The organism is Miltoncostaea oceani, from assembly GCF_018141545.1.
GTDB classification, from domain to species: domain Bacteria; phylum Actinomycetota; class Thermoleophilia; order Miltoncostaeales; family Miltoncostaeaceae; genus Miltoncostaea; species Miltoncostaea oceani.
This window is the reverse complement of record NZ_CP064356.1, coordinates 1,674,688-1,694,329: the sequence shown is the minus strand read 5'-3', so window position 1 is coordinate 1,694,329 and position 19,642 is coordinate 1,674,688. Positions and strand designations below refer to the sequence as shown.

Sequence of the window (19,642 nt, the reverse complement as noted above, 5' to 3'; positions counted from 1 at the left end):
TCGCGCGGGTGTGGGCGCCCGACGCGATCGGATCCGCGTGCTTCCTGATCGCGAGCTACCTGGCCATCCTCGAGGTCTGCCACGGCGCCGGTGCCGGTCGGGCGGCGACATCGGGCGCCGCATCGCCCGCATCAACATGCTCGGGTCGATCTTCTTCGGCATCTCGGCGGTCACGTCGTTCATCGTCCCGGAGACCGGTGAGGTGGTCGACGCCGAGGCGACCAACGCCACCACCTTCCTCGGAGCGGCGTGCTTCCTCGCCGGGGCCGTCCTCCTCATGGAGGAATCGCGGGCCCGGCCCGAGGGACGGCGCCGACCGGCGACCGCCTGAGGAGCCGACGCAGCCGATCGGCTGTGCCGTCCTACGACCGGAGCAGGCGCGGTGGTCCGCACGACGTCCGGCCGCGTGGCCGGGGGTTCACACCATCTGGCGGACGCGGCCCCGCCGATGGGCCTGGGATCGTGACCGCCGGGACGGCGATCCCCGCCGCCCCCGGCTCCGGGAGGCCGGCATGTCGCGGTTCGTCGGCCCGACACGGGTGGGGCCCCGGCGGTGAGCTGGGCGCCCGCGACCATCGCGGTCCTGCTGATCGCCTACGCGACGGTCTCGGCGCGCCTCGGACGGTGGAACGTCACCGCCGCGATGTTCTTCACCGCCGTCGGGGTCGTCGTCGGCCCCTCCGCCTGGGGGCTCCTCGACCTGGGGATCGGGAGCCACGAGGTGAAGCTGCTCGCCGAGATCACCCTGACGCTCGTGCTCTTCGGCGACGCGTCCCGCATCTCGCTGACCGCGCTGCGCAGGGAGCACCGGATCCCGCTCCGGCTCCTCGGCGTCGGCCTGCCCCTCACCATCGCGGCGGGGGCGCTCGCCGGGGTCGCGATCATCCCGGGGCTCGGCATCGCCGAGTCGCTGGTGCTCGCCGTCGCTCTCGCCTGCACCGACGCCGCCCTCGGCCAGGCGGTCGTCACCGACGAACGCGTCCCCTCCCGCGTCCGGCAGGGCCTCAACGTCGAGAGCGGCCTCAACGACGGCCTCTGCGTCCCGCTGTTCTTCATGGCGATCGCCCTCGCCGAGGCGGAAGCCGGCACACGATCCGGCCACAGCGCCCTGCAACTCGTGGGGGAGCAGATCGGCTACGGGCTCATCGGCGGCGTCGTCGCGGGAGTGGCCGGCGCGCTCGCGATCCGGTCGGCCGCACCCGGGATCTCCGGCGCGTGGCTGCAGATCCTCACCGCCACCACGGCGCTGCTCGCCGCCGGGATCGCACTCGGACTCGGTGGCAGCATCTTCATCGCCGCGTTCACCGGGGGCCTCGTCTTCGGGGCGGTGCGGCGGGACGCCGCCGGGGAGGTGACCGCCCTCGTGGACGAGGGCGGTGAGCTGTTCGACGCCGTCACGTTCATCGTGTTCGGCGCGGTCGTCCTCGGCCCGGCGGCGGACGAGCTGACCTGGCGGTACGCCCTCTACGCGGTGGTCAGCCTGACCGTCGTCCGGATGGTGCCGGTCGCCCTCGCCCTGATCGGCACGGGCGCGCGCCGCCCCACCGTCGCCTTCCTCGGCTGGTCCGGTCCCCGCGGGCTCGCGTCGATCGTGTTCGCCGTCATCCTCCTCGACGAGGCCGACCTCCCCCACGAACGGGCCCTCCTGCTCGCCGTCGTCGCGACGGTGGGGCTGTCCGTCTACGCCCACGGACTGTCGTCCCGTCCGCTGACCGAGCGCTACGTCCGCTGGTTCGGGTCGCACCCGGAGGGCGAGGTCCCGGCGATGGAGGCCATGCCCGTCACCGGACACCGGTGGCGGTGGCCCGCCCACCGGGGGTGAGGTCCGACGCGGCGGCGGCGGGTCCCGGCGCGCCCCCGCGCGCCGGATGGCGCATCACCCCCATCGGATGATGCGCCGCCCCGGGCGCCGGGGGATCGTCGGCCGCGACCCCGGTCGTCGTCCCGCAACCGCCCCGGACGACACCGCCCCCGGCGACGCGCGCAGTGCGGAGGAACTGAGATGACCGACCCGGTCCCACGCCAGGTGCTCCCCATCCCCCGGACACCGTTCGACGGGCCGTTGCCGTCGGACGCGCGGGACCCCGGGACGTCGTTCCCCCCGATCGAGCGGCTGCGGCCACCGGCGGGCGCACCCAACGTGCTCGTCATCCTGCTCGACGACGTCGGGTTCGGGGCGTCGAGCGCGTTCGGCGGCCCGTGCGCGACGCTGACCGCCGAGCGGCTCGCGGGGAACGGCCTGAAGTACAACCGCTTCCACACCACCGCGCTCTGCGCGCCGACGCGCGCCGCCCTGCTCACCGGACGCAACCACCACACCGTCGGGATGGGCGTCATCACCGAGCTCGCCACGTCCGCCCCCGGCTACACCTCGGTCCGCCCCGACACGTGCGCGCCGCTCGCCCGGACGCTCCGGCTGAACGGCTACTCGACCGCCCAGTTCGGCAAGTGCCACGAGGTCCCTGTCTGGCAGACCAGCCCGATGGCGCCCTTCGACGCGTGGCCCACCGGCGGCGGCGGGTTCGAGTACTTCTACGGCTTCATCGGCGGCGAGACGAACCAGTACCACCCCGCCATCTACGAGGGCACCACGCCGGTGGAACCGGAGAAGGGGCCCGACGAGGGGTACCACTTCACCGCCGACATGACCGACAAGGCGATCCGGTGGACGCGGCAGCAGACGTCGCTGATGCCCGACACGCCGTTCTTCATGTACTTCGCGCCGGGGGCGACGCACGCCCCGCACCACGTGCCGACGGAGTGGTCGGACCGGTACGCCGGGCGCTTCGACGGGGGCTGGGACGCGCTCCGCGAGGAGATCCTCGCCCGCCAGAAGTCCCTCGGCGTGGTGCCGCCGGAGACGGAGCTCACCGCCCGGCACGACGAGATCCCCGCCTGGGAGGACGTGCCCGACGAGATGAAGCCGGTCCTCGCGCGCCAGATGGAGGTCTACGCCGGCTTCCTCGAGCACACCGACCACCACATCGGGCGGCTCGTCGACGCCCTCGAGGACCTCGGGGTGCTCGAGGACACGCTCGTCTACTACATCATCGGCGACAACGGGGCGAGCGCCGAGGGGACGGTCAACGGCAGCTTCAACGAGACCCTCCTCTTCAACGGCGCCGCGGCGCTCGAGACGCCCGAGTTCCTCGCCGCGCGGATCGACGAGTTCGGCACGCCGACGGCCTACAACCACTACGCCGTCGGCTGGGCGCACGCGATGGACACGCCGTACCAGTGGACGAAGCAGGTCGCCTCCCACTGGGGCGGGACGCGCAACGGCACCATCGTCCACTGGCCGAACGGCTTCGACTCCCGGGGCGAGGTCCGCCCCCAGTTCCACCACGTCATCGACGTCGCCCCCACCGTCCTCGACGCCGCCGGGCTGCCGCAGCCGACGGCGGTCGACGGCATCGCCCAGACGCCGATCGAGGGCGTCAGCATGCGGTACTCGTTCGACGGGGCGGCCGAGGCCGGACGCCACGAGACCCAGTACTTCGAGATGTTCTGCAACCGCGGCATCTACCACGAGGGCTGGACCGCGGTCACCCGCCACAGCGTCCCGTGGGTGATGGAACCGTTGCCGGCGTTCTCGGACGACGTCTGGGAGCTCTACGACACCAACGCCGACTGGAGCCAGGCGCACGACCTCGCCGCCGAGATGCCCGAGAAGCTGGCGAAGCTGCAACAGCTCTGGCTCGAGGAGGCCCGCCGCCACAACGTCCTCCCCCTCGACGACCGGCGCATCGAGCGCTTCGACGCCCGTCTCGCCGGCCGGCCGGAGCTCGTGACGGGCACCTCGCAGCTGCTGTTCTCCGGCATGGGCCGCCTCAGCGAGGCCAGCGTCATCAACATCAAGAACCGGTCCCACTCCGTCACCGCGGAGGTCGAGGTGCCCGACGCCGGGGCGGAGGGGGTGATCATCGCCCAGGGCGGCGCCTTCGCGGGCTGGAGCCTGTACGCGAAGGACGGACGCCCGACCTACTGCTACAACCTGCTCGGCCTCAACCGCTTCACCATCCGGGCCGACGCGGTCATCCCGCCCGGCACGCACCAGGTGCGCATGGAGTTCGCCTACGACGGAGGCGGACCCGCCAAGGGCGGCACCGTCACCCTCCACCTCGACGGCGTCGAGATCGGCGAGGGGCGCGTCGCGGCGACCGTGCCGCTGATCTTCTCCGCGGACGAGACCGCCGACCTCGGACGGGACGGCGCGTCCCCCGTCAGCGACGACTACCCCGCCGGGGGGAGCGTCTTCACCGGCACCGTCAACTGGGTGCAGATCGACGTGGACGGCGACGCGGAGGACGCCGACCACCTCATCTCGCCCGAGGAGCGGCTCCGCGTCGTGATGGCCCGCCAGTAGCCGGCCTCCCCCGCGGGGCGGGGACCCCGCGGGGGCCGGTCAGCCCTGCCGCGCCATGTCGCGGAGCGTGCGGACCACGTAGACGACCGAGAGGGCTAGGAACACCCACCCCACGAGCGCGCGCGCCCGCTGCGCCGTCAGCGGCGTGTACCGCTCCGCGGGGGTCGCGACCACGTCGGCCACCCTCGCCCGCCACCCCGCCAGGGCCTGCTCGCCGGACACCTGCATCGCCGCTCCTCCTCCGTGTCGGTGTCTGCGCCCTACCCGGGGCGGGGCGCCGGCACTCCTCGGCCTAGGGCGCGGAGGTGTCGGCGAGGCGCAGACCCCCCCGGATCGCGCCGGGCCCCGCCGCGCGGGCGGCGGGGACCACCTCGCACGTGACGAGCCCCGCCGACGCCGTCGCGCGGGCCACGACCGGCCAGAGGCGGGCGATCTCCGGCACCGTGTCGATCATCGTCACCAACACGGGGGTGCGGCGCCGGACGCCCCAGAGGTGGTCGGCGTGGACGGGGCCGCCCTGCGAGAAGCCCGTCAGGCCGCGGAGCACCGTGACCCCGGCGGCGTCCGCCTCCCGCAGGCGCCGCACCAGGCGGGCGTGCAGCGGACCCCCCTCCCACCGCTCCCGCTCACCCGCGAACACCGAGACGCGCTGCCAGAGCGCCAGGCCGCCGGGGTCGGCCGCGGGCGGGGCCGGCAGGTCACCCGTCACCCGCCCGTCGTGGCGCACCACCCGCACCCGCTCCAGCGTGATCACGTGACGGCCGGGCAGCAGCGCGCGCAGGCGGGGCAGCGCCGCGGCGAGGGCCGCCCCCGGGCCGACGCTCAGCACCATCGCCGGCACCCCCGTGTTGCGGGAGAGGAACCGGGCGCGGCGGCGCTCCCCCGCCACCGTGCCGTCGAGGCCGGCGAGGACCGTCGCGCCGGAGAGCCCCGCCCCGCGGAGCACGTCCAGCACCGTCCTCAGCACGGGGCGGCCGTCGCGCTCCTCGCCGCGTCCGCAGTAGACCGTCAGCTTCGCGTCCTCATCCCCCGCCGGGGGTGACGGGTCGCCGGCGAGCCCGTGGTCGGGCAGGGCGACGCGCTCCACCGTCACCAGGCCGCCGCCGAGCAGGGCCGTGACCGGCTCCACCAGGCGGTCGATGCGGGCGCGGGTGTCGACGGCGACAACGACGAGCGGGAGGTCCTCCGACAGGCTCAGCAGCCGGTCGGTCCGCAGCCGCTGCGTGATCCCGAAGCCCTCCACCCCGCGCAGCAGGACCGACGCGAGCGCCTCGTGGCGGGCGAGCAGGTCCATCAGGGCGTCCGACAGCAGGCGCCCCCCGGCCCGGTCGCCCTCGCCGAAGTAGACGCTCAGCTTCCGGCCGTCGGCGCTCACAGCCGCGCCCCGATCGCCCACCCGATCGCGACGGCCGCGATGCCGACGGCCACCGGGATCGCGACGTTCGCCGCGGCGACCCACGGGCGGCTGTCCTCGGCGAGCCGCTGGGTCTCGAGCATCCACGTCGAGAAGGTGCTGAACGAGCCGAGCATCCCGATCGCGAGCAGGACCCGCACCCCCTCGTCCGGGGCGACACCCGCCACGAGGCCGGCGAGCAGCGCCCCCACCCCGTTCACCACCAGGGTCCCCCAGGGGAAGCCACCGCCGAGGCGCCGGGAGACGGCGCCGTCGAGGCGGAACCGGGCGAGCGCCGCGAACCCCCCGAGGACCGCGACCCCCAGCACCTGGCCGAGCGCCGTCACGGGGCCTGCCACCGCGCGCGGCGCACCACCGCGCTGGCCGCCGCCACGCACACCAGGCCCGCGACGACCGTCGTCGCGAGGTAGGCCCCGCCGAGCACGACGTGGCCGTCGCGCGCGAGCGTGACGACCTCGACCTGCAGTGACGAGAAGGTGGTGAGGGCGCCGCACAACCCGGTGCCGAGCAGGGGGCGGGCGTGCGCGCTCGGCGGCAGGCGCTCCAGCAGCCGCGTCGCGACGTATCCGAGCACCAGGGTGCCGACGATGTTCGCGATGAAGGTCGCCCACGGCCACCGGCCGGGCTGCACCGGCAGGGCCTCGTCCAGGCCGAACCGCCCGAGCGCGCCGACGGCCCCGCCGGCGACGATCGCGAGGCTGACCGAGTGGCGCGCGGCCGGACCGGCGAGCAGGCGGGGGGCGGGCATGCCGCGTCACGGTACCGGCCCGGTCCGCGCCGTCGACCCCGCCGTCGTCGTGGCAGGATCGGACCATGTCCGAGACCCTCCCCGCCCAGCCGGTCCCCGACGCCCTCGCCGTCGTCGTCGACGCGCCCCTCGGGCTCCTGGCCCTCGGCATGCCGGGGTGCGCGGCGTGCATGCTCCTGCCCGCCTCCCTCGCCGAGATCCGGCGGGCGCGGCCCGGCCTCCGGGTGGCGATCGGCGAGTTCGCGGGGGTCGCCGACTGGGCGCTCCGCGAGGACCTGCTGTGGCCGCGCGGCATCCACGTCAGCCGGTCGTCGGTGCCCGCCCTCGCCCTGCTCCGCGACGGCGCCGTCGTCGCGACCCGGCCGGGGGGCGGCCCCGCCTGGGTCATCGACCGCTGGCTCGGCGAGCACCTCGGCCCCGGCGACGCCCCCCTTCCGGAGGTCCCCACCCCCGCCGAGCTGGAGGCGCTCGACGCGCTCGCCGGCCGCGTCGCCCACGGCGTCCGCGTCGGCCGGTGGCGCGCCTCGACGGAGGGCGGCTAGCCGGGACCCGCCCCCAGGATCCGCGCGAGGTCATCAACGCCGGTGGCCCGGACGCCCGGCGCGGTGAGGTGCGGCGGGTAGGGCCGGCCGGTGCGGTCGATCCACGCCGTCCGCAGCCCGGCCCGTGCCGCGCCGTCGATGTCCCAGGGGTGGACGGCGACGAGCATCATCTCCCCCGGCTCCACGCCGCACGTCGTCGCCGCGTGGCGGTAGGCCCGCGCCGCGGGCTTCCAGGCGCCGGCGTCCTCGACCGACAGGCAGTGGGCGAACCGGTCCCGCAGGCCCGCGCCCGCCAGCAGGCGCTCCGCCACCGCCGTCGCCCCGTTGGAGAGCGTCACCAGCCGGTGCCCGGCGTCGGCCAGGGCCGTCACGCCGGGAGGGACGTCGGCGTGGACGGGCAGCGCCGAGAAGCCCTCCAGCACGTGGGCGATCGCGTCGTCCACCGGCCGGTCGAGCTCCGCCGGGTCGAGCATCGCCCGCAGCCCGCCGGCGGCGACCTGCGCGAACGGCCGGGCGTCGCCCACGACGGTCAGGCCGAACCCGTCGCGCAGGACGCCGGCGAACCAGAGCCCCGCGAGGCGCCCGTCGGCCCCGAGGTCCTCGAAGCGGGCGGCCATCGGCGCCATGTCCGAGAGCGTCTCGTTGACGTCGAACACGATCACCGCGGGCGCGTCACCGGTCACGTCCCACCTCCGCTCGCCACCGCCGCGCCGGGCGCGGGCGCGGCCGGCGCGTCGTGCGACCGTACCCCGCCCCGGCCCGCGAGTACCAGCGCCAGCACGACCGCCGCCACCGCCGGCGCGAGGAACACCAGCGCCAGCACCGCAGCGACCTGCGGGTCGGCCGCGAGGAACGGCACCAGCTCCAGGGGCAGCATCGGCGTGCCCCCGCCGACGGCGAGGCTCAGGCCGTACTGGCTCCACGAGACCAGGAAGCCGAGCAGCGCCGCGACCGCCAGGACCGGCGCCACCGCGGGGAGCGTCACCAGGGCCAGCCGCCGCACGCGCCCCGCCCCGTGGACCGCGGCGGCCTCCTCCAGGTCGCGCACCTCCGGGCCGAAGGCCCCCGCCAGGATCAGGACCACGTAGGGCAGCACCGGCACCAGGTGCGCCACCACCAGGCCCGTCAGGGTGTCCGCCAGGCCCAGGCGGATGAACCACTCCGTCAGGCCCGACCCCGTCGCGAACGGCGGGACCAGGAGGGGGAGGCCCAGCAGCACCCAGACGACCGCGGGCCGCCGCATGCGTCCCTCGCCGATCGTCCGGGCGGCCGGCCACGCCAGCACCAGCGCGATGGCCGTGGCCGCGAGCGCGACGACGAGGGAGTTGAGGATCGCCTCCATCGCGCCGGAGGCGTCGGCGAACGCCTCCTCCACGCCGCGTGTGCCGTACCGCTGCGGCAGCACCGCGGGCGCCCGCCACTCGTCCGCCGCGGCCCGCAGCACCAGCGTCGCGAGGGGCGCGAGGGCGGCCGCCGCGACGAGGGCGACGAACAGGACCGGCCGGGCGCGGCCCTCACCCACGGCGCCTCCACAGCGTCGCGGCGGCGACGCCCGCGACGAGCACGGCGAGCGCCGAGGCGACCAGCAGCGCCGCGGCGGCGACGGCCCGGCCGTCGAGGCTCGCGGTGCGGGTCGCCGACAGCGCGAGCTCGGAGAGCGTCTGGGGTGACGTCGGGCCGATCGCGAGCGGCACCTCGAAGGCCCCGATCACGAACGCGGCGACCACCGCCGCACCGGTGATCAGCGGCGCGCGGATCGCCGGCCAGACGACCCAGCGCAGCCGCTGCAGGGGGCGGGCGCCGAGGACGGCGGCGGCCTCCTCCCGGGCCGCGACGTCGGGCCCCCACGCCGAGAGCACCAGCAGCGCGAGGAACGGCGTCTCCTTGATCACGTAGACCAGCACGATCCCGAGGCCGGCGGGGTCGCGGACGACGTCGAGGGGCAGGCCGCCGAGCAGGCGGTCGGCGATCCCACCGGGGCCGAGCCACAGCACGGCGAGCACCGCCACCACCAGGTGCGGGACCGGCACCGGGAACGCGGCGAGTGCGCGCACGACGGTGCCGTGTCGTCGCAGCGCCGCGGCCAGGGCGACCGCGAGGACGGCGGAGACGACCGTCGCGACGGCGGCGACGCGGAGCGTGAACGCGAGGGCGTCCCAGAAGGCCGGGTCGTCGAGCAGCGCCCGGTACGCGTCGAGGTCGGCCGACGACCACCCGCGCAGGCGGCTGACGCCGAGGCTGGTGCGGACGGCGCCCACCATCCCCGCGCCCCACAGCACCAGCACCACCGCCAGCGCCGGCACGAGCGGGGCGAGGGCCCGGGCGCGCGTCACGGTCAGGGGCGCAGGGCGCCGTCGCCGGCGGCGGTGGCGACCGCCTCGGGGAAACGCCAGACCGCGCCCGGCGGGACGTCCACCGCCACCTCGGCGCCGACCGGAGGGGTCGCGTCGGGCGCCACGCGCGCCTCGAGGCGCATGTCGCCGCGTGTCAGCACCACCCGCACGCCGGTGCCCGTGAACACGGCCTCCTCCACGCGCATCCGCAGGGGGCCCGCGTCCCCGGGGACGATCGCGTCGGCGCGGACCGTCACGCGCGCCGGGCCGTCGGCGCCGCCCACCGGCAGCGGTCCCGCGGCGGTGGGCATCAGGCCGTCGCGCACCACGCCGGACAGGAGGTTCCGGGCCCCCAGGAAGCGCGCGACGGCGGGCGACGAGGGCCGCAGGAAGAGGGCGCGCGGGGTGTCGCGCTGCACGATCCGCCCCTCGATCATGAGGGCGATCTCCTGCCCCATCTCCGCCGCCTCGTCGCGGTCGTGGGTCACGATCACGGTGGTCACGCGCCGCTCCGCCTGCAGTCGCAGGATCAGGCGGCGCAGCGCCGCCCGGCGGTCCGGGTCGACCGACGCCATCGGCTCGTCGAGCAGCAGCAGCCCCGGGTCGGGGCACAGCGCACGCGCGAGGGCCACCCGCTGCTGCTCGCCGCCCGACATGCCCCGCACCGCCCGGCGCCCCAGTCCGTCGAGACCCACCTCGGCGAGGAGCGCGTCCGCGCGGGCGCGCCGCTCCCGACGCCCCGCCCCCGCGGCCCGCAACGCGAACGCGACGTTCTCGGCGGCGTCCATGTTCGGCAGCAGGCGGGGGTCCTGGAAGACCATCGCGATCGGGCGCCGGTGCGGGGGCAGGCCGTCGAGGACCCGGCCGCCCGCCTCGACGCGCCCGGCGACGGCGGGCTCCAGCCCGGCGACGACCCTCAGCAACGTCGTCTTGCCGGCGCCCGACGGACCGACGAGCGCGAGGCGGCCGCCGGCGGGGACCTCCAGGTCGACGCCGCGGAGCACCCGGGCGCCGCCGGGGCGCGCCTCGACCCCGGTGAGCCGCAGCCCGGTCACCGGAGCACCTCCCGCCGCCAGCGCTCCTCGAGCCGGCCGACCTCGTCGGCGGGCAGCTCGGCGAGCGGCTCCCCGAGATCCCCCGCGGCCAGCAGGTGGGGGCCCGCGCCGTCGGGCGCCAGGGCCGCGCGGGCGGCGGCGTCGAGGCGGGCGGGGTCGAGGACGGTCGGGATGCCCAGCACGTCGGGGTCGGCCTTGACGGCCTGCAGCGCCGGCGAGAGCAGCAGATCGGCCACGACCGCGGCGCCCTCGCGGTTCGCGGCGTTCGCGGGGATGGCGACGTAGCTGGTGTTGACGAGGGTGCGGTCGAGGGCGAACGGCCGCACGCGCGCCGGGAACGTGCCGGCGCGCACCCCCGACAGCACGAACGCGGGGTCGTAGCTCATGGCGATGTCGACCTGCCCGTCGCCGAGCAGCCGGTTCAGCTCCGCCTCGGACTTCGGGAGGCTCCGCCCTCCCCCGTACAGCGACGGGCGGATGTCCCGGAGGGCCGCGATCGCGGCGTCCTCGCCGAGCTCCTGGGCGGCGAGGCGCACGAACGCCGACCCCGTGAAGTCGGGGAGCGCGGGGTACGTCACGCGACCCGGGTTGGCGCGGGCGTAGGCGAGGATCCCGGCGACGCTGCGGGGCGCCCGGGCCACCCGCTCCGGGTCGCGGGCGAAGACGAGGGCGGCCCGGTTCCAGGGGGACTCCCGCCCCTCGACCGGCACGCCGAAGTCGCTCGCGATGGAGGGGTCCTCCGGGTCGACGAACGCGGCGTTCGGGAGGCCCCCCGCCCACCCCTCGAGCCACAACCCGGCCTCGACGCCGAGGGCGAAGTTCTCGCCGTTGATCCAGATCAGGTCGACGGCCCCGCCGGAGTCGCGGCCCGCCTCCCGCTCCGCCAGCACCCGCTGGACGGCCTCGGCGGTGTCGTCGACCGGGACCGTGCGGAGCGTCACCCCCCTCCGGGCGGCGGCGGGGACGACGTGGTCGCGGACGTATGCGTTGATGCGGGCGTCGCCCCCGTACATCCACCACCGGACGGTCTGCCCCTCGGCGCGGGCCTCGACCTGCGACCAGTCCGCGGGCAGGCCCGCGGGCGCGGCCCCGTCGCCCCCGCCGCACGCCACGACCGACGCCAGCACCCCGGCGCCGAGCACCACCGCGGCGATGCGCCGCACCATCCGTCCCACACGGCCCTGCGGCACGCGGCCTCCCCCGTCGCCGACCCCGGCGAAGGCTCGCAGGTCCCGGGCCGGGCGGGGCGCCCGTCGGGCGGTGCCCCTCCCGCCGCGCGCCGATCGCCACTACGGTCCCGGTGCGCCCCCGCCGGCGCGATCGCCCCGTCGTCGCCCGGAGAGGAGGAGGTGCGCGTGCCCGAGGCCCCCGCCCGCACCCCCGCGCGGCCGTGATGGACCGTGCGCTGCGCCGCCGGACGGAGGTCGTGCTCGCCCCCCTCGTGCGGGCGGTCCCGCGCCGCGTCCACCCCACCGCGGTCACGGTCCTCGCCGTCGTGCCGGGCGCGGGCGCGGCGGTCGCGGCGGGCGCGGGCCTGCCGGCGCTCGCCGTCGCCCTCTGGCTGGCGAACCGCGTGCTCGACGGCCTCGACGGCGCCGTCGCGCGCCGGTCCGGCCGCCAGACCGACCTCGGCGGGTACGCCGACATCCTCCTCGACGTCGTCGTCTACGCCGCCGTCCCCCTCGGCATCGCCGCCGGACTCGACAGCCGGGCGGGATGGGTCGCCGCCGCCGTCCTGCTCGCGACGTTCTACGTCAACGCGATCTCGTGGTCGTACCTGTCGGCGCTGCTCGAGCGCCGGGGCGCCGGCGCCTCCGCCCGCGGCGACACGACGTCGGTGACGATGCCGCCGGGGCTCGTCGAGGGCGCCGAGACGGTCGTGCTGTTCACCGTGGCGCTCGCCGTCCCCTCCTGGTCGGTCGCCGTGATGTGGGTCATGGCGGGCGCCGTCCTGGTCGGCGTCGGTCAGCGGGTCGTCGCCGCCCGCCGCGCGCTCGGCACCGCGTGAGGGCGTCCACCCGCCACCGCCTGCTCGCCGGCGCGGCGTGGGCGCTGCTCGTCGGCGCCGTCGTGACGTGGGCGCTCGTGGAGGACGTGGGACCCGCCGAGGCCGCGACGCGGCTGGTCGACGCGATCCAGGGCAGCGCGTGGGGACCCCTCGCGTTCGTCGCCGTCTACCTCGTCCGCCCGCTGATCTTCCTCTCGGCGGCGGTGCTGACCGTCGCCGGCGGCTTCCTGTTCGGCGCGGTCGGGGGCGTCGCGCTCGTGCTGGTCGCGAGCAACGGGTCGGCCCTCGTCGCCTACGGGCTCGCCCGCTGGCTCGGCGCCGGCCGCGACGGCGACGGTACCGGCCGGCTCGCCCGCTGGACCCGACGCCTGCGGGAGCGGAGCTTCGAGACCGTCATCGTGATGCGCCTGCTGTACCTCCCCTACGACCTGGTGAGCTACCTCGCGGGCGCGGTGCGCATCCACCCCCTCGCCTTCCTCGCCGGCACCGCGATCGGCAGCGCGCCCGCCACGGTGGCGTTCGTGCTCGCCGGGGCGTCGCTCGAGAGCTTCGACGGGGGGGTGCCCGCGATCGACACGCCCGTGCTGGTCGCGTCGGGGATCCTGCTCGTCGCCGGCGTGGCGCTGGCCGAGATCCTGCGACGACGCGAGGGGGGACGGGATGCCGCAGCGTGACGGGGACCACGACGCGATCGTGATCGGGGCCGGCGCGGGCGGCCTGACCGTCGCCGCCGGGCTCGCCGCCCTCGGCCGGCGGGTGGCGCTCGTCGAGGCCGGGCGCATCGGGGGCGACTGCACAAATGTCGGCTGCATCCCCTCGAAGCGCCTGCTCCACCTGTCCCGCGACCCGGCCCTCCGCGCCGACCCGCCCGCCCTGCTCGCCGCGGTGCGCGCCACGCGCGACGGGCTGGCGGCGCGCGAGGACGACGAGGTGACCACGACGGAGGGCATCGACGTCGTCCGCGGGCGGGCGGCGCTCGCCCCCGGCCGCCGGGTCACGGTGACGGGCGGCGACGGCGTGCGCGTCCTGACCGCCCCCCACGTCGTCATCGCGACCGGCTCGCGTCCGCGTGTCCTCGCCGTCCCCGGCCTGCCCGCCGGCCGGCTCCTGACGAACGAGACGATCTTCGACCTGGCGGACGCCCCACGGCACCTTGCGATCGTGGGGGCCGGGGCGGTCGGGGTGGAGATGGCCGTCGCGTTCGCCCGCATCGGCAGCCGCGTGACGCTGGTCGACACCGCGGACCGGGTGCTGCCCGACGCCGAGCCCGAGGCGTCCGGGGCGCTGGCGGCGGCACTCGTGGAGCAGGGCGTCGTCATCCGCCTCCGCACCCGCGTCGTGGCGGCCGACCCCGCCACCGGCGATCTGCGGACGGACGGCGGCGCGCCGCTGCACGCGGTGGACGCCGTGCTCGCCGCGGTCGGCCGGGAGCCGAACGTCGGGGACGTCGCGGCGGCGGTCGCGGTGGTACCCGGCGGCGTCCGGGTCGACGCGTGGGGCCGGACGTCCGCGCCGGGGGTGTGGGCGGTCGGCGACGTGACCCCCGTCGCCCACCAGACCCACGCGGCCAACGCCCACGGGCGCCGGATCGTCCAGGCGATCGCCCTCCCCTGGATCCCCCGGATCGGCCGGCCGCCGTCGATCCCGTCGGCCGTCTTCACCGAGCCCGAGGTCGCGTGGGTCGGCCCGACGGCGCCGGAGCGGGCGCGGCGCTGCCACCCGCGGGCGCTCATCGACCTGCGGGTCGACCTCGCCGGGACCGACCGCGGCCTGACCGACGGCGTGACGCGGGGCTTCGTCGCCGTCACCGCGGTGCGGCTGACGGGGCGGATCGTCGCGGCGACGGTCGTCGGACCCCACGCGGCGGACCTGCTGCCGCTGCTGACCCTCGCCATCGACCGGCGCATCTCGCTGCTGCGGATCCAGCGGATGGTCCACGCCTACCCGACCCACGCGGCGGCGATCGGCGCCGTCGCGGACGCCTTCGCGCGGCGGACCCTCCCCCACCTGCCCGGCGAGGCCCTCGCCTACGGGCGCCACCGGTTCGCGAGGTCCCCCGCGGGGCGGCGGCACCGCACCACCTGACCCCAGTAGACGCCCGCCACGCGCCGCGACGCCTCGACGACGAACCCCGCGCCGGTGAGCAGGGGCCGCACGTCGGCGAGCGGGCCGCCGCCCACCACCCCCGCGCCGGGGGCGATGCGCCGCCACGCCCGCCAGACGGCCCGGTGGACCGTCCCCGCCGGCCCCGGCGGCGAGCCGTGCACCACGACGACCAGCAGGCCCCCGGGCCGCAGGAGGCGCCACGCCTCCGCCACGACGGCCGCGCCGTCCGCGGGGGCGAGCAGGTGCAGCAGGTAGGCGCACGTCACGACGTCGGCCGACCCGCCGGGCGACGGCACGGCGCGCGCGTCCGCCCGCAGCAGGGTCACCGCGTCGCCGAGCCGGTCCCCGGCCCGGGCGAGCATCCGCGGCGCGGCATCGACGGCGACCACCGAGGCCGGCGTCCCCCGCCCGGCGAGCAGCGCGGCCGTCAGCGCCCCCGTCCCCGCCCCCAGGTCGATCACGTCCCGCCCCTCCAGATCCCCGGCGAACGCGGCCGCGACCCGCAGGGAGCGGCGCTCCCGGCCGAGCTGGCGGTCGTAGGCGGCCGGGCGGGCGTCGAAGTGCGCGACGACCGGGTCCGGCGCCGCCGCCCCTGTCGTGTCGCCCTCCACGTGCGCATCGTGCCACGTGGGCGGGACGCCCCCGGCCGGACCCCTCAGGCGCCCGCGGCGTGCGCGACGACCCGCTCGGCGACCTCGCCGGGCGGGCGGAACAGGCACGTCGCGCAGTAGGCGGCATCGGCTCCGCAGCGGTACGCGAGGCAGCACGACCCGCGGTGGACCACCATCACCGGCCCGCCCGGGGCGGGCACGCTGCGCAGCACCGGGCGGGCGGGCCACGGGGCGCCCGCCGCGCCGAGGACCCCCGTCACCCCGGCGATGACGGTGGCGTGGCGACGCCCCGGATCGGCCGCGCAGACCGCCGCGGCGGCGTGGCCGACGGCGTCGGCGACCTGCGCCCAGAGGCCCGGGCGGCCACGGCGCGAGCGCGCGGCGAGCGCCGCGACGACCGGGCCGCACACCTCGACGACGGCCTCGGCCACCGCCCGGCCGAGGACCCCGTCCGGAACGTGGCCGACGCCGGGGGCGCCGCTCCACGGGTGGTCCCCCCCGACGGCGACGACGCCGTCGCGGAGGCGCATGTCGCGGATCCACCCCTCGGGACCGGCGGGGCGCTCCAGACCCGCGCGGATGACGACCCCGTCGCGCACGGCCGCGACGGTCAACGCGGTCGCCGCCATCCCCGCGAGCCCGCCCGCCGCCCACGTGAGGGCGACCCGGGGGGGCGCCTCCTGCTCGGCCGCCGCCCGCTCCTCGATCGTCGCGAGGGTCCCCTCCGACGGTGGTGCGCCCACCGGGATCCAGGTGTCCGTGGCGTCGTCCCCGGCGGGGCCGTGGACGGCGAGCGGCCGCACCCGGGCGTCGAACCAGGCCGCCGGGTCCGGCGGTGCGGGCGGGGCGGCGGGCACGGGCGGGAGTCTAACTTAGGTCGCCCGAACTCCACATGGTCGTTGTACCTCCGTCCCCTGCCGCGGCGACGGGGGCGACCGGGAGCCGCGCCACGATACGAGTGCCCGATCCGGGGGTCGTGGTGATCGCGAGGGTCCCGCCGAGGACCTCCACCCGCTCGCGCGCCGACGCCAGGCCGAGGTGGCCGACCCGGAACCCGCCCTCCCCCGTCCCCGGCGCGAAGCCCACGCCGTCGTCCTCCACCACCAGGGTGACGACGCCCGCGCGCGCGCTGACGGCGACCGACACCCGGTCGGCGCCCGCGTGCTTCTCGGCGTTGACGAGGAACTCGCGGGTGAGCGAGAGGACGAGCCGGTCGTGCGGCCCGGCGGCCGAGTCGGCCACGGCGCAGCCGATCGGGACGCCGGCCCGGCGGGCGATGCGGGCGCACGTCGACTCCAGGGCGCTGCGCAGGCCGTCGTGCGTGAGGGTCAGCGGGTGGAGCTCCCCCACCGCCTCCCGCAGCGCCGCCACCACCACGGTGAGCCCCGCCTCCGCCCGCGCCATCCGGGCCCGCCCGCGGACGGTCAGGCCGTCCGCCTCCTCGAGCGACTCCCCCAGGTCCTGCCGGGCGGCGAGGAGGTCCTGGAGGACGCTCTCGTGCAGCACCTCCGCGATCCGCTGCCGCTCCCCCTCCTCGGCGTCGAGCACCTCCGCGACCAGGCGCCGCCGGTCGGCCGCGAGGTCGGTGATGCGCGCGGCCTGCAGGTGGAGGGCGTCCTCGGCGTCCCGGCGTCGCGTGATGTCCAGCACCGTCCCCCGCACCCGGGGGCGGCCGTCCCCGGGGAGCGAGGCCTCGGCGCGCACCAGCACCGTCCGCACCTCGCCCCCGGGCCGCACGATGCGGTGCTCCCAGCGGTGCGCGCCCCCGCGCTCGGCGACGGCCTCCATCGCGACGGCGACGACGCCCCGGTCGTCGGGGTGGACCCGCGCCAGCAGCCCGTCGATGTCGTCGAACGCTTCGCCGGCCCCCAGCCCGTAGATCCGCCACACCTCGTCGGAGCACGTCACGCGGCCGTCGTCGAGGTCCTGGATCCAGCTGCCCATGTGGGCGATGCGCTGCGCCTCGGCCAGGTCGCCGCGACTCGCCTCCAGGTCGAGCTCACGGCGCAGGCGCTCGACGGCGACCGATGCGACCTGGGCGATCTGCGAGGCGACGGCCAGGTCCCCCGGGCCGAAGGGGCGGCCGGTGTCGGCCCAGGCCCGCACGCGCCCGAGGTGCTCGCCGTCGCGGCCGGCCAGGGCGACCACCAGCCGGTCGTGCGCCACCTCCGGCGCGGGGACGGGTCCCGCGGCGGTCGCGGCGCTCTCGGCGTCGTCGGTCCACCCCGCCGCCGCCGACACCGACGTCATCTCGGGACCCCGGGCCCCGGCCGCCAGCCCGACGACGCAGGCGCGCGCGCCGACGGCGACGCGGACCCTCACCGCGACGTCGGCCAGGAGCCCCGCGGGGTCGAGGGCGCGGTTGAGGCTGACCGCCGCGTCGGCGATGGACCGCTGCGGGTCGCCGGCCCGCGGCGGCCACGGCCCGGCTGCGCGCCCCGCGGGGATGTCGTCCACGCGCGGGGCCGGGGTGTCGTCCATTCCCGGTCATTGAACCAGCCCCGGCCCCCGAGGGCGAACCGGTCCCCCCACCGGGGTCGCGGCGCGGCGTGTCGCGCGGCGACCCCCGGTGGTCCCGGGATCTCAGGAGGGCACCGGCGCCGGCCGACACGTGCCGTATGCCGCAGCGTGGTCCAGAACCCGTGGGCGTGGCGGGTCCGCCGTCACGCGCCGGGGCGCGCATCCTCGTGGCCGAGGACAACGCCGTCGAGGCCGGGCTGCTGCGGCGGGAGCTCGAGGCGGAGGGCCACCGCGTGGTCACCGCCCGCGACGGCCGCGACGCCCTGCGCCGGGTCGTCGACGACGCGCCGTTCGACCTGCTGGTCACCGACGGGCAGATGCCGGGACTCGACGGCCTGCGCCTCTGCCGCCTGATCCGGCGGTCGTCGGAGGTGCTGCCCATCATCTACGTCACCGGGACCGCCGAGCACCTCGCCGACGCCCTCGACGCCGGCGCCGACGACTTCATCCGCAAGCCCTACGCCTCGGCGGAGCTCCGGGCCCGTGTGCGCGCCGCGCTGCGGACCGGGCACCTGCGACGGCAGCTCGCGGCCGAGCGCGACCGCTCGCGTGCCCTCGCCGACTCCCTGCAGGACGGGCTGGCGGTGTTCGACGCCGACGGCCGCATCCTGGAGGTGAACGACCGGCTCGTCGACATCACCGGCTTCCCCCGCGGCGAGCTCGTCGGCGCGGTCCCGCCCTTCCCCTTCTGGCCGGCGGAGCGCGCCGAGGCCTACCGGCGGCGCCTGCGCCGCGGCATGGAGGGGGCCGGTGGGTCGGAGGGGGACCGCAGCTACCGGCACCGGTCCGGCCGGATGGTCGACGTGATCGTCAGCCTGGCGCGCCTGCAGGGCCCCGGTGAGGGCGCCGCCCCGTCGTTCGTCAGCACGATCAAGGACGTGACGGACCGCCGGGCGGCCGAGCGGGAGCTGCGGCGCAGCGAGCGACGGCACCGGGCCCTCGCGGAGGAGCAGGCCCGGCTCGGGCGGGTCGCCGCGACGGTCGCCGCCAGCCCCGACCCCCGCGAGGTGTTCGCCCTCGTCGCCCGGGAGGTCGCCGAGATGCTCGGGGCGGAGGCCGGCGGGGTGGTGCGGTACGCGGACGAGGGCGCCGAGCTGGTCGGCTCGTGGGCGACGACCGCCGAGGTCTGGCTGCCCGAGGGGTCGCTGCTGCCGGTGACCGGCGACGGCGCGACGGCGCGGGTGCTTCGCGAGGGGCGGCCGGTGCGCGTCGAGGGGGACGTCGGCGTGCGCCTCCCCGACCACGCGCCGCCGGTCGCGTCCCCCGCCGACTCGGTGGCCGCGCCGATCCTCGTCGGCGGCGGGCTGTGGGGCAACGTCGGGGCGATCAGCCGCACCCGCGGGGCGCTCGCACCGGGTGCCGAGGAGCGCCTCGCCGAGTTCGCCGCGCTCGTCGGCATCGCCATCGCCGGGGCCGACGCCCGCGCCCTCCTCGCCCACCAGGCGTCGACGGACGCCCTCACGGGGGTGGCGAACCGCCGTGCGTTCGAGGTCCGCCTCGTCGCCGAGATGGCGTCCGCGGTCGCGCGCGGAACCGACCTCAGCGTCGTCCTCGTCGACCTCGACCACTTCAAGGACGTCAACGACACCCACGGCCACGCCGTCGGCGACCGGGTGCTGTGCGAGCTGGCGCGCCGGATGCTCGGCGCCAGCCGCGCCACGGACCTCGTCGCGCGCGTCGGCGGCGAGGAGTTCGCGATCGTGCTGCCCGGGGCGGACCTCGCGACGGCGACGGATGTCGCCGACCGGGTCCGTGCCGCGGTGGGGGGCCGGACGTTCGGCGCGGCCGGCCGGCGGACGATCTCCGCCGGCGTCGCGACCCGCACCGACGAGGAGGACGCCGCCGACCTGCTGCGGCGCGCCGACCGGCGCCTCTACGCCGCGAAGGCCGCCGGCCGGGACCGCGCCGTCGCGGTGGACGCCGTCCCCACCGTCTGACG

Annotated in this window: 20 protein-coding genes; 8 read left to right on the top strand and 12 right to left on the bottom strand. The window is 77.4% G+C overall.

Annotated elements, in window-relative coordinates:
• Positions 1–37: 37 nt before the first annotated feature.
• The 3 genes from IU369_RS08660 (at position 38) to IU369_RS08650 (ending at position 4,366) form a co-directional block, all read left to right on the top strand.
• Positions 38–331: a hypothetical protein gene (locus IU369_RS08660; protein WP_217924172.1), complete on the top strand. Its 294-nt coding sequence runs from the start codon at positions 38–40 to the stop codon at positions 329–331.
• A 222-nt stretch (positions 332–553) separates the two neighbouring features.
• The gene (locus IU369_RS08655) at positions 554–1,822 is read left to right on the top strand and encodes a cation:proton antiporter (protein ID WP_217924171.1); all 1,269 of its coding nucleotides are present in this window, start codon (positions 554–556) and stop codon (positions 1,820–1,822) included.
• A gap of 180 nt (positions 1,823–2,002) precedes the next feature.
• A complete protein-coding gene (locus IU369_RS08650) occupies positions 2,003–4,366 on the top strand; it encodes an arylsulfatase (protein ID WP_217924170.1) in 2,364 nt (787 codons plus the stop codon).
• 39 nt (positions 4,367–4,405) lie between these two features.
• Here the strand turns inward: IU369_RS08650 and IU369_RS08645 are convergent, their stop codons facing one another.
• The 4 genes from IU369_RS08645 to crcB (IU369_RS08630) all read right to left on the bottom strand — a co-directional run bounded on the left by IU369_RS08645 (position 4,406) and on the right by crcB (IU369_RS08630) (position 6,528).
• Positions 4,406–4,594: a hypothetical protein gene (locus IU369_RS08645; protein ID WP_217924169.1), complete on the bottom strand. Its 189-nt coding sequence runs from the start codon at positions 4,592–4,594 to the stop codon at positions 4,406–4,408.
• Between the two features lie 64 nt (positions 4,595–4,658).
• On the bottom strand, positions 4,659–5,741 hold the full coding sequence (locus tag IU369_RS08640; RefSeq protein WP_217924168.1) for a DUF190 domain-containing protein: 1,083 nt from the start codon (positions 5,739–5,741) through the stop codon (positions 4,659–4,661).
• A complete protein-coding gene (gene crcB / locus IU369_RS08635) occupies positions 5,738–6,106 on the bottom strand; it encodes a fluoride efflux transporter CrcB (protein WP_217924167.1) in 369 nt (122 codons plus the stop codon). The genes IU369_RS08640 and crcB (IU369_RS08635) overlap by 4 nt, the downstream gene beginning before the upstream one ends.
• Positions 6,103–6,528 (bottom strand): fluoride efflux transporter CrcB, encoded by a 426-nt coding sequence (gene crcB, locus IU369_RS08630; RefSeq protein ID WP_217924166.1) that lies wholly within the window; start codon positions 6,526–6,528, stop codon positions 6,103–6,105. Before crcB (IU369_RS08630) ends, crcB (IU369_RS08635) begins: the two co-directional genes overlap by 4 nt.
• A 65-nt stretch (positions 6,529–6,593) precedes the next feature.
• On the opposite strand from crcB (IU369_RS08630), the gene IU369_RS08625 reads away from it, so the two are divergent.
• Positions 6,594–7,070, top strand: a complete 477-nt coding sequence (locus IU369_RS08625; RefSeq protein ID WP_217924165.1) for a YbbN family protein — start codon at positions 6,594–6,596, stop codon at positions 7,068–7,070.
• Here the strand turns inward: IU369_RS08625 and IU369_RS08620 are convergent.
• Genes IU369_RS08620 through IU369_RS08600 form a run of 5 tightly spaced genes read right to left on the bottom strand, consistent with a single transcriptional unit; the run spans position 7,067 to position 11,648 of the window.
• A complete protein-coding gene (locus IU369_RS08620; RefSeq protein ID WP_217924164.1) occupies positions 7,067–7,753 on the bottom strand; it encodes a haloacid dehalogenase type II in 687 nt (228 codons plus the stop codon). The two genes, IU369_RS08625 and IU369_RS08620, sit on opposite strands and share 4 nt — an antisense overlap.
• On the bottom strand, positions 7,750–8,592 hold the full coding sequence (locus IU369_RS08615; protein WP_217924163.1) for an ABC transporter permease: 843 nt from the start codon (positions 8,590–8,592) through the stop codon (positions 7,750–7,752). Before IU369_RS08615 ends, IU369_RS08620 begins: the two co-directional genes overlap by 4 nt.
• Positions 8,585–9,403 carry an ABC transporter permease family protein gene (locus IU369_RS08610; RefSeq protein ID WP_217924162.1) on the bottom strand — a complete coding sequence of 273 codons (819 nt, stop codon included), beginning with the start codon at positions 9,401–9,403 and terminating at the stop codon, positions 8,585–8,587. The genes IU369_RS08615 and IU369_RS08610 overlap by 8 nt, the downstream gene beginning before the upstream one ends.
• Before the next feature lie 2 nt (positions 9,404–9,405).
• Positions 9,406–10,458, bottom strand: a complete 1,053-nt coding sequence (locus IU369_RS08605; protein WP_217924161.1) for an ABC transporter ATP-binding protein — start codon at positions 10,456–10,458, stop codon at positions 9,406–9,408.
• Complete coding sequence (locus IU369_RS08600; RefSeq protein WP_217924160.1) at positions 10,455–11,648, bottom strand: ABC transporter substrate-binding protein; 1,194 nt, start codon at positions 11,646–11,648, stop codon at positions 10,455–10,457. The genes IU369_RS08605 and IU369_RS08600 overlap by 4 nt, the downstream gene beginning before the upstream one ends.
• A gap of 203 nt (positions 11,649–11,851) precedes the next feature.
• On the opposite strand from IU369_RS08600, the gene IU369_RS08595 reads away from it, so the two are divergent.
• From IU369_RS08595 to IU369_RS08585, 3 genes are read left to right on the top strand one after another with little or no spacing between them, the layout of a single operon-like run.
• Positions 11,852–12,466: a CDP-alcohol phosphatidyltransferase family protein gene (locus IU369_RS08595; protein ID WP_246551470.1), complete on the top strand. Its 615-nt coding sequence runs from the start codon at positions 11,852–11,854 to the stop codon at positions 12,464–12,466.
• Positions 12,463–13,140, top strand: a complete 678-nt coding sequence (locus IU369_RS08590) for a TVP38/TMEM64 family protein (protein ID WP_217924158.1) — start codon at positions 12,463–12,465, stop codon at positions 13,138–13,140. The genes IU369_RS08595 and IU369_RS08590 overlap by 4 nt, the downstream gene beginning before the upstream one ends.
• Entirely contained in the window at positions 13,127–14,551 is a 1,425-nt protein-coding gene (locus IU369_RS08585; RefSeq protein WP_217924157.1) for a dihydrolipoyl dehydrogenase family protein, read from the top strand. The genes IU369_RS08590 and IU369_RS08585 overlap by 14 nt, the downstream gene beginning before the upstream one ends.
• Here the strand turns inward: IU369_RS08585 and IU369_RS08580 are convergent.
• Genes IU369_RS08580 through IU369_RS08570 form a run of 3 tightly spaced genes read right to left on the bottom strand, consistent with a single transcriptional unit; the run spans position 14,494 to position 17,664 of the window.
• Complete coding sequence (locus IU369_RS08580) at positions 14,494–15,183, bottom strand: class I SAM-dependent methyltransferase (protein ID WP_217924156.1); 690 nt, start codon at positions 15,181–15,183, stop codon at positions 14,494–14,496. The genes IU369_RS08585 and IU369_RS08580 overlap by 58 nt on opposite strands.
• 44 nt (positions 15,184–15,227) lie before the next feature.
• Positions 15,228–16,040 carry a (2Fe-2S)-binding protein gene (locus IU369_RS08575; RefSeq protein ID WP_217924155.1) on the bottom strand — a complete coding sequence of 271 codons (813 nt, stop codon included), beginning with the start codon at positions 16,038–16,040 and terminating at the stop codon, positions 15,228–15,230.
• Between the two features lie 10 nt (positions 16,041–16,050).
• Positions 16,051–17,664, bottom strand: coding sequence for a sensor histidine kinase (locus IU369_RS08570; RefSeq protein WP_217924154.1), 1,614 nt, complete (start codon positions 17,662–17,664; stop codon positions 16,051–16,053).
• A gap of 167 nt (positions 17,665–17,831) precedes the next feature.
• Here IU369_RS08570 and IU369_RS08565 point away from each other — a divergent pair, with 167 nt between their 5' ends.
• On the top strand, positions 17,832–19,640 hold the full coding sequence (locus tag IU369_RS08565; RefSeq protein ID WP_217924153.1) for a diguanylate cyclase: 1,809 nt from the start codon (positions 17,832–17,834) through the stop codon (positions 19,638–19,640).
• The last annotated feature ends 2 nt before the right edge of the window (positions 19,641–19,642 follow it).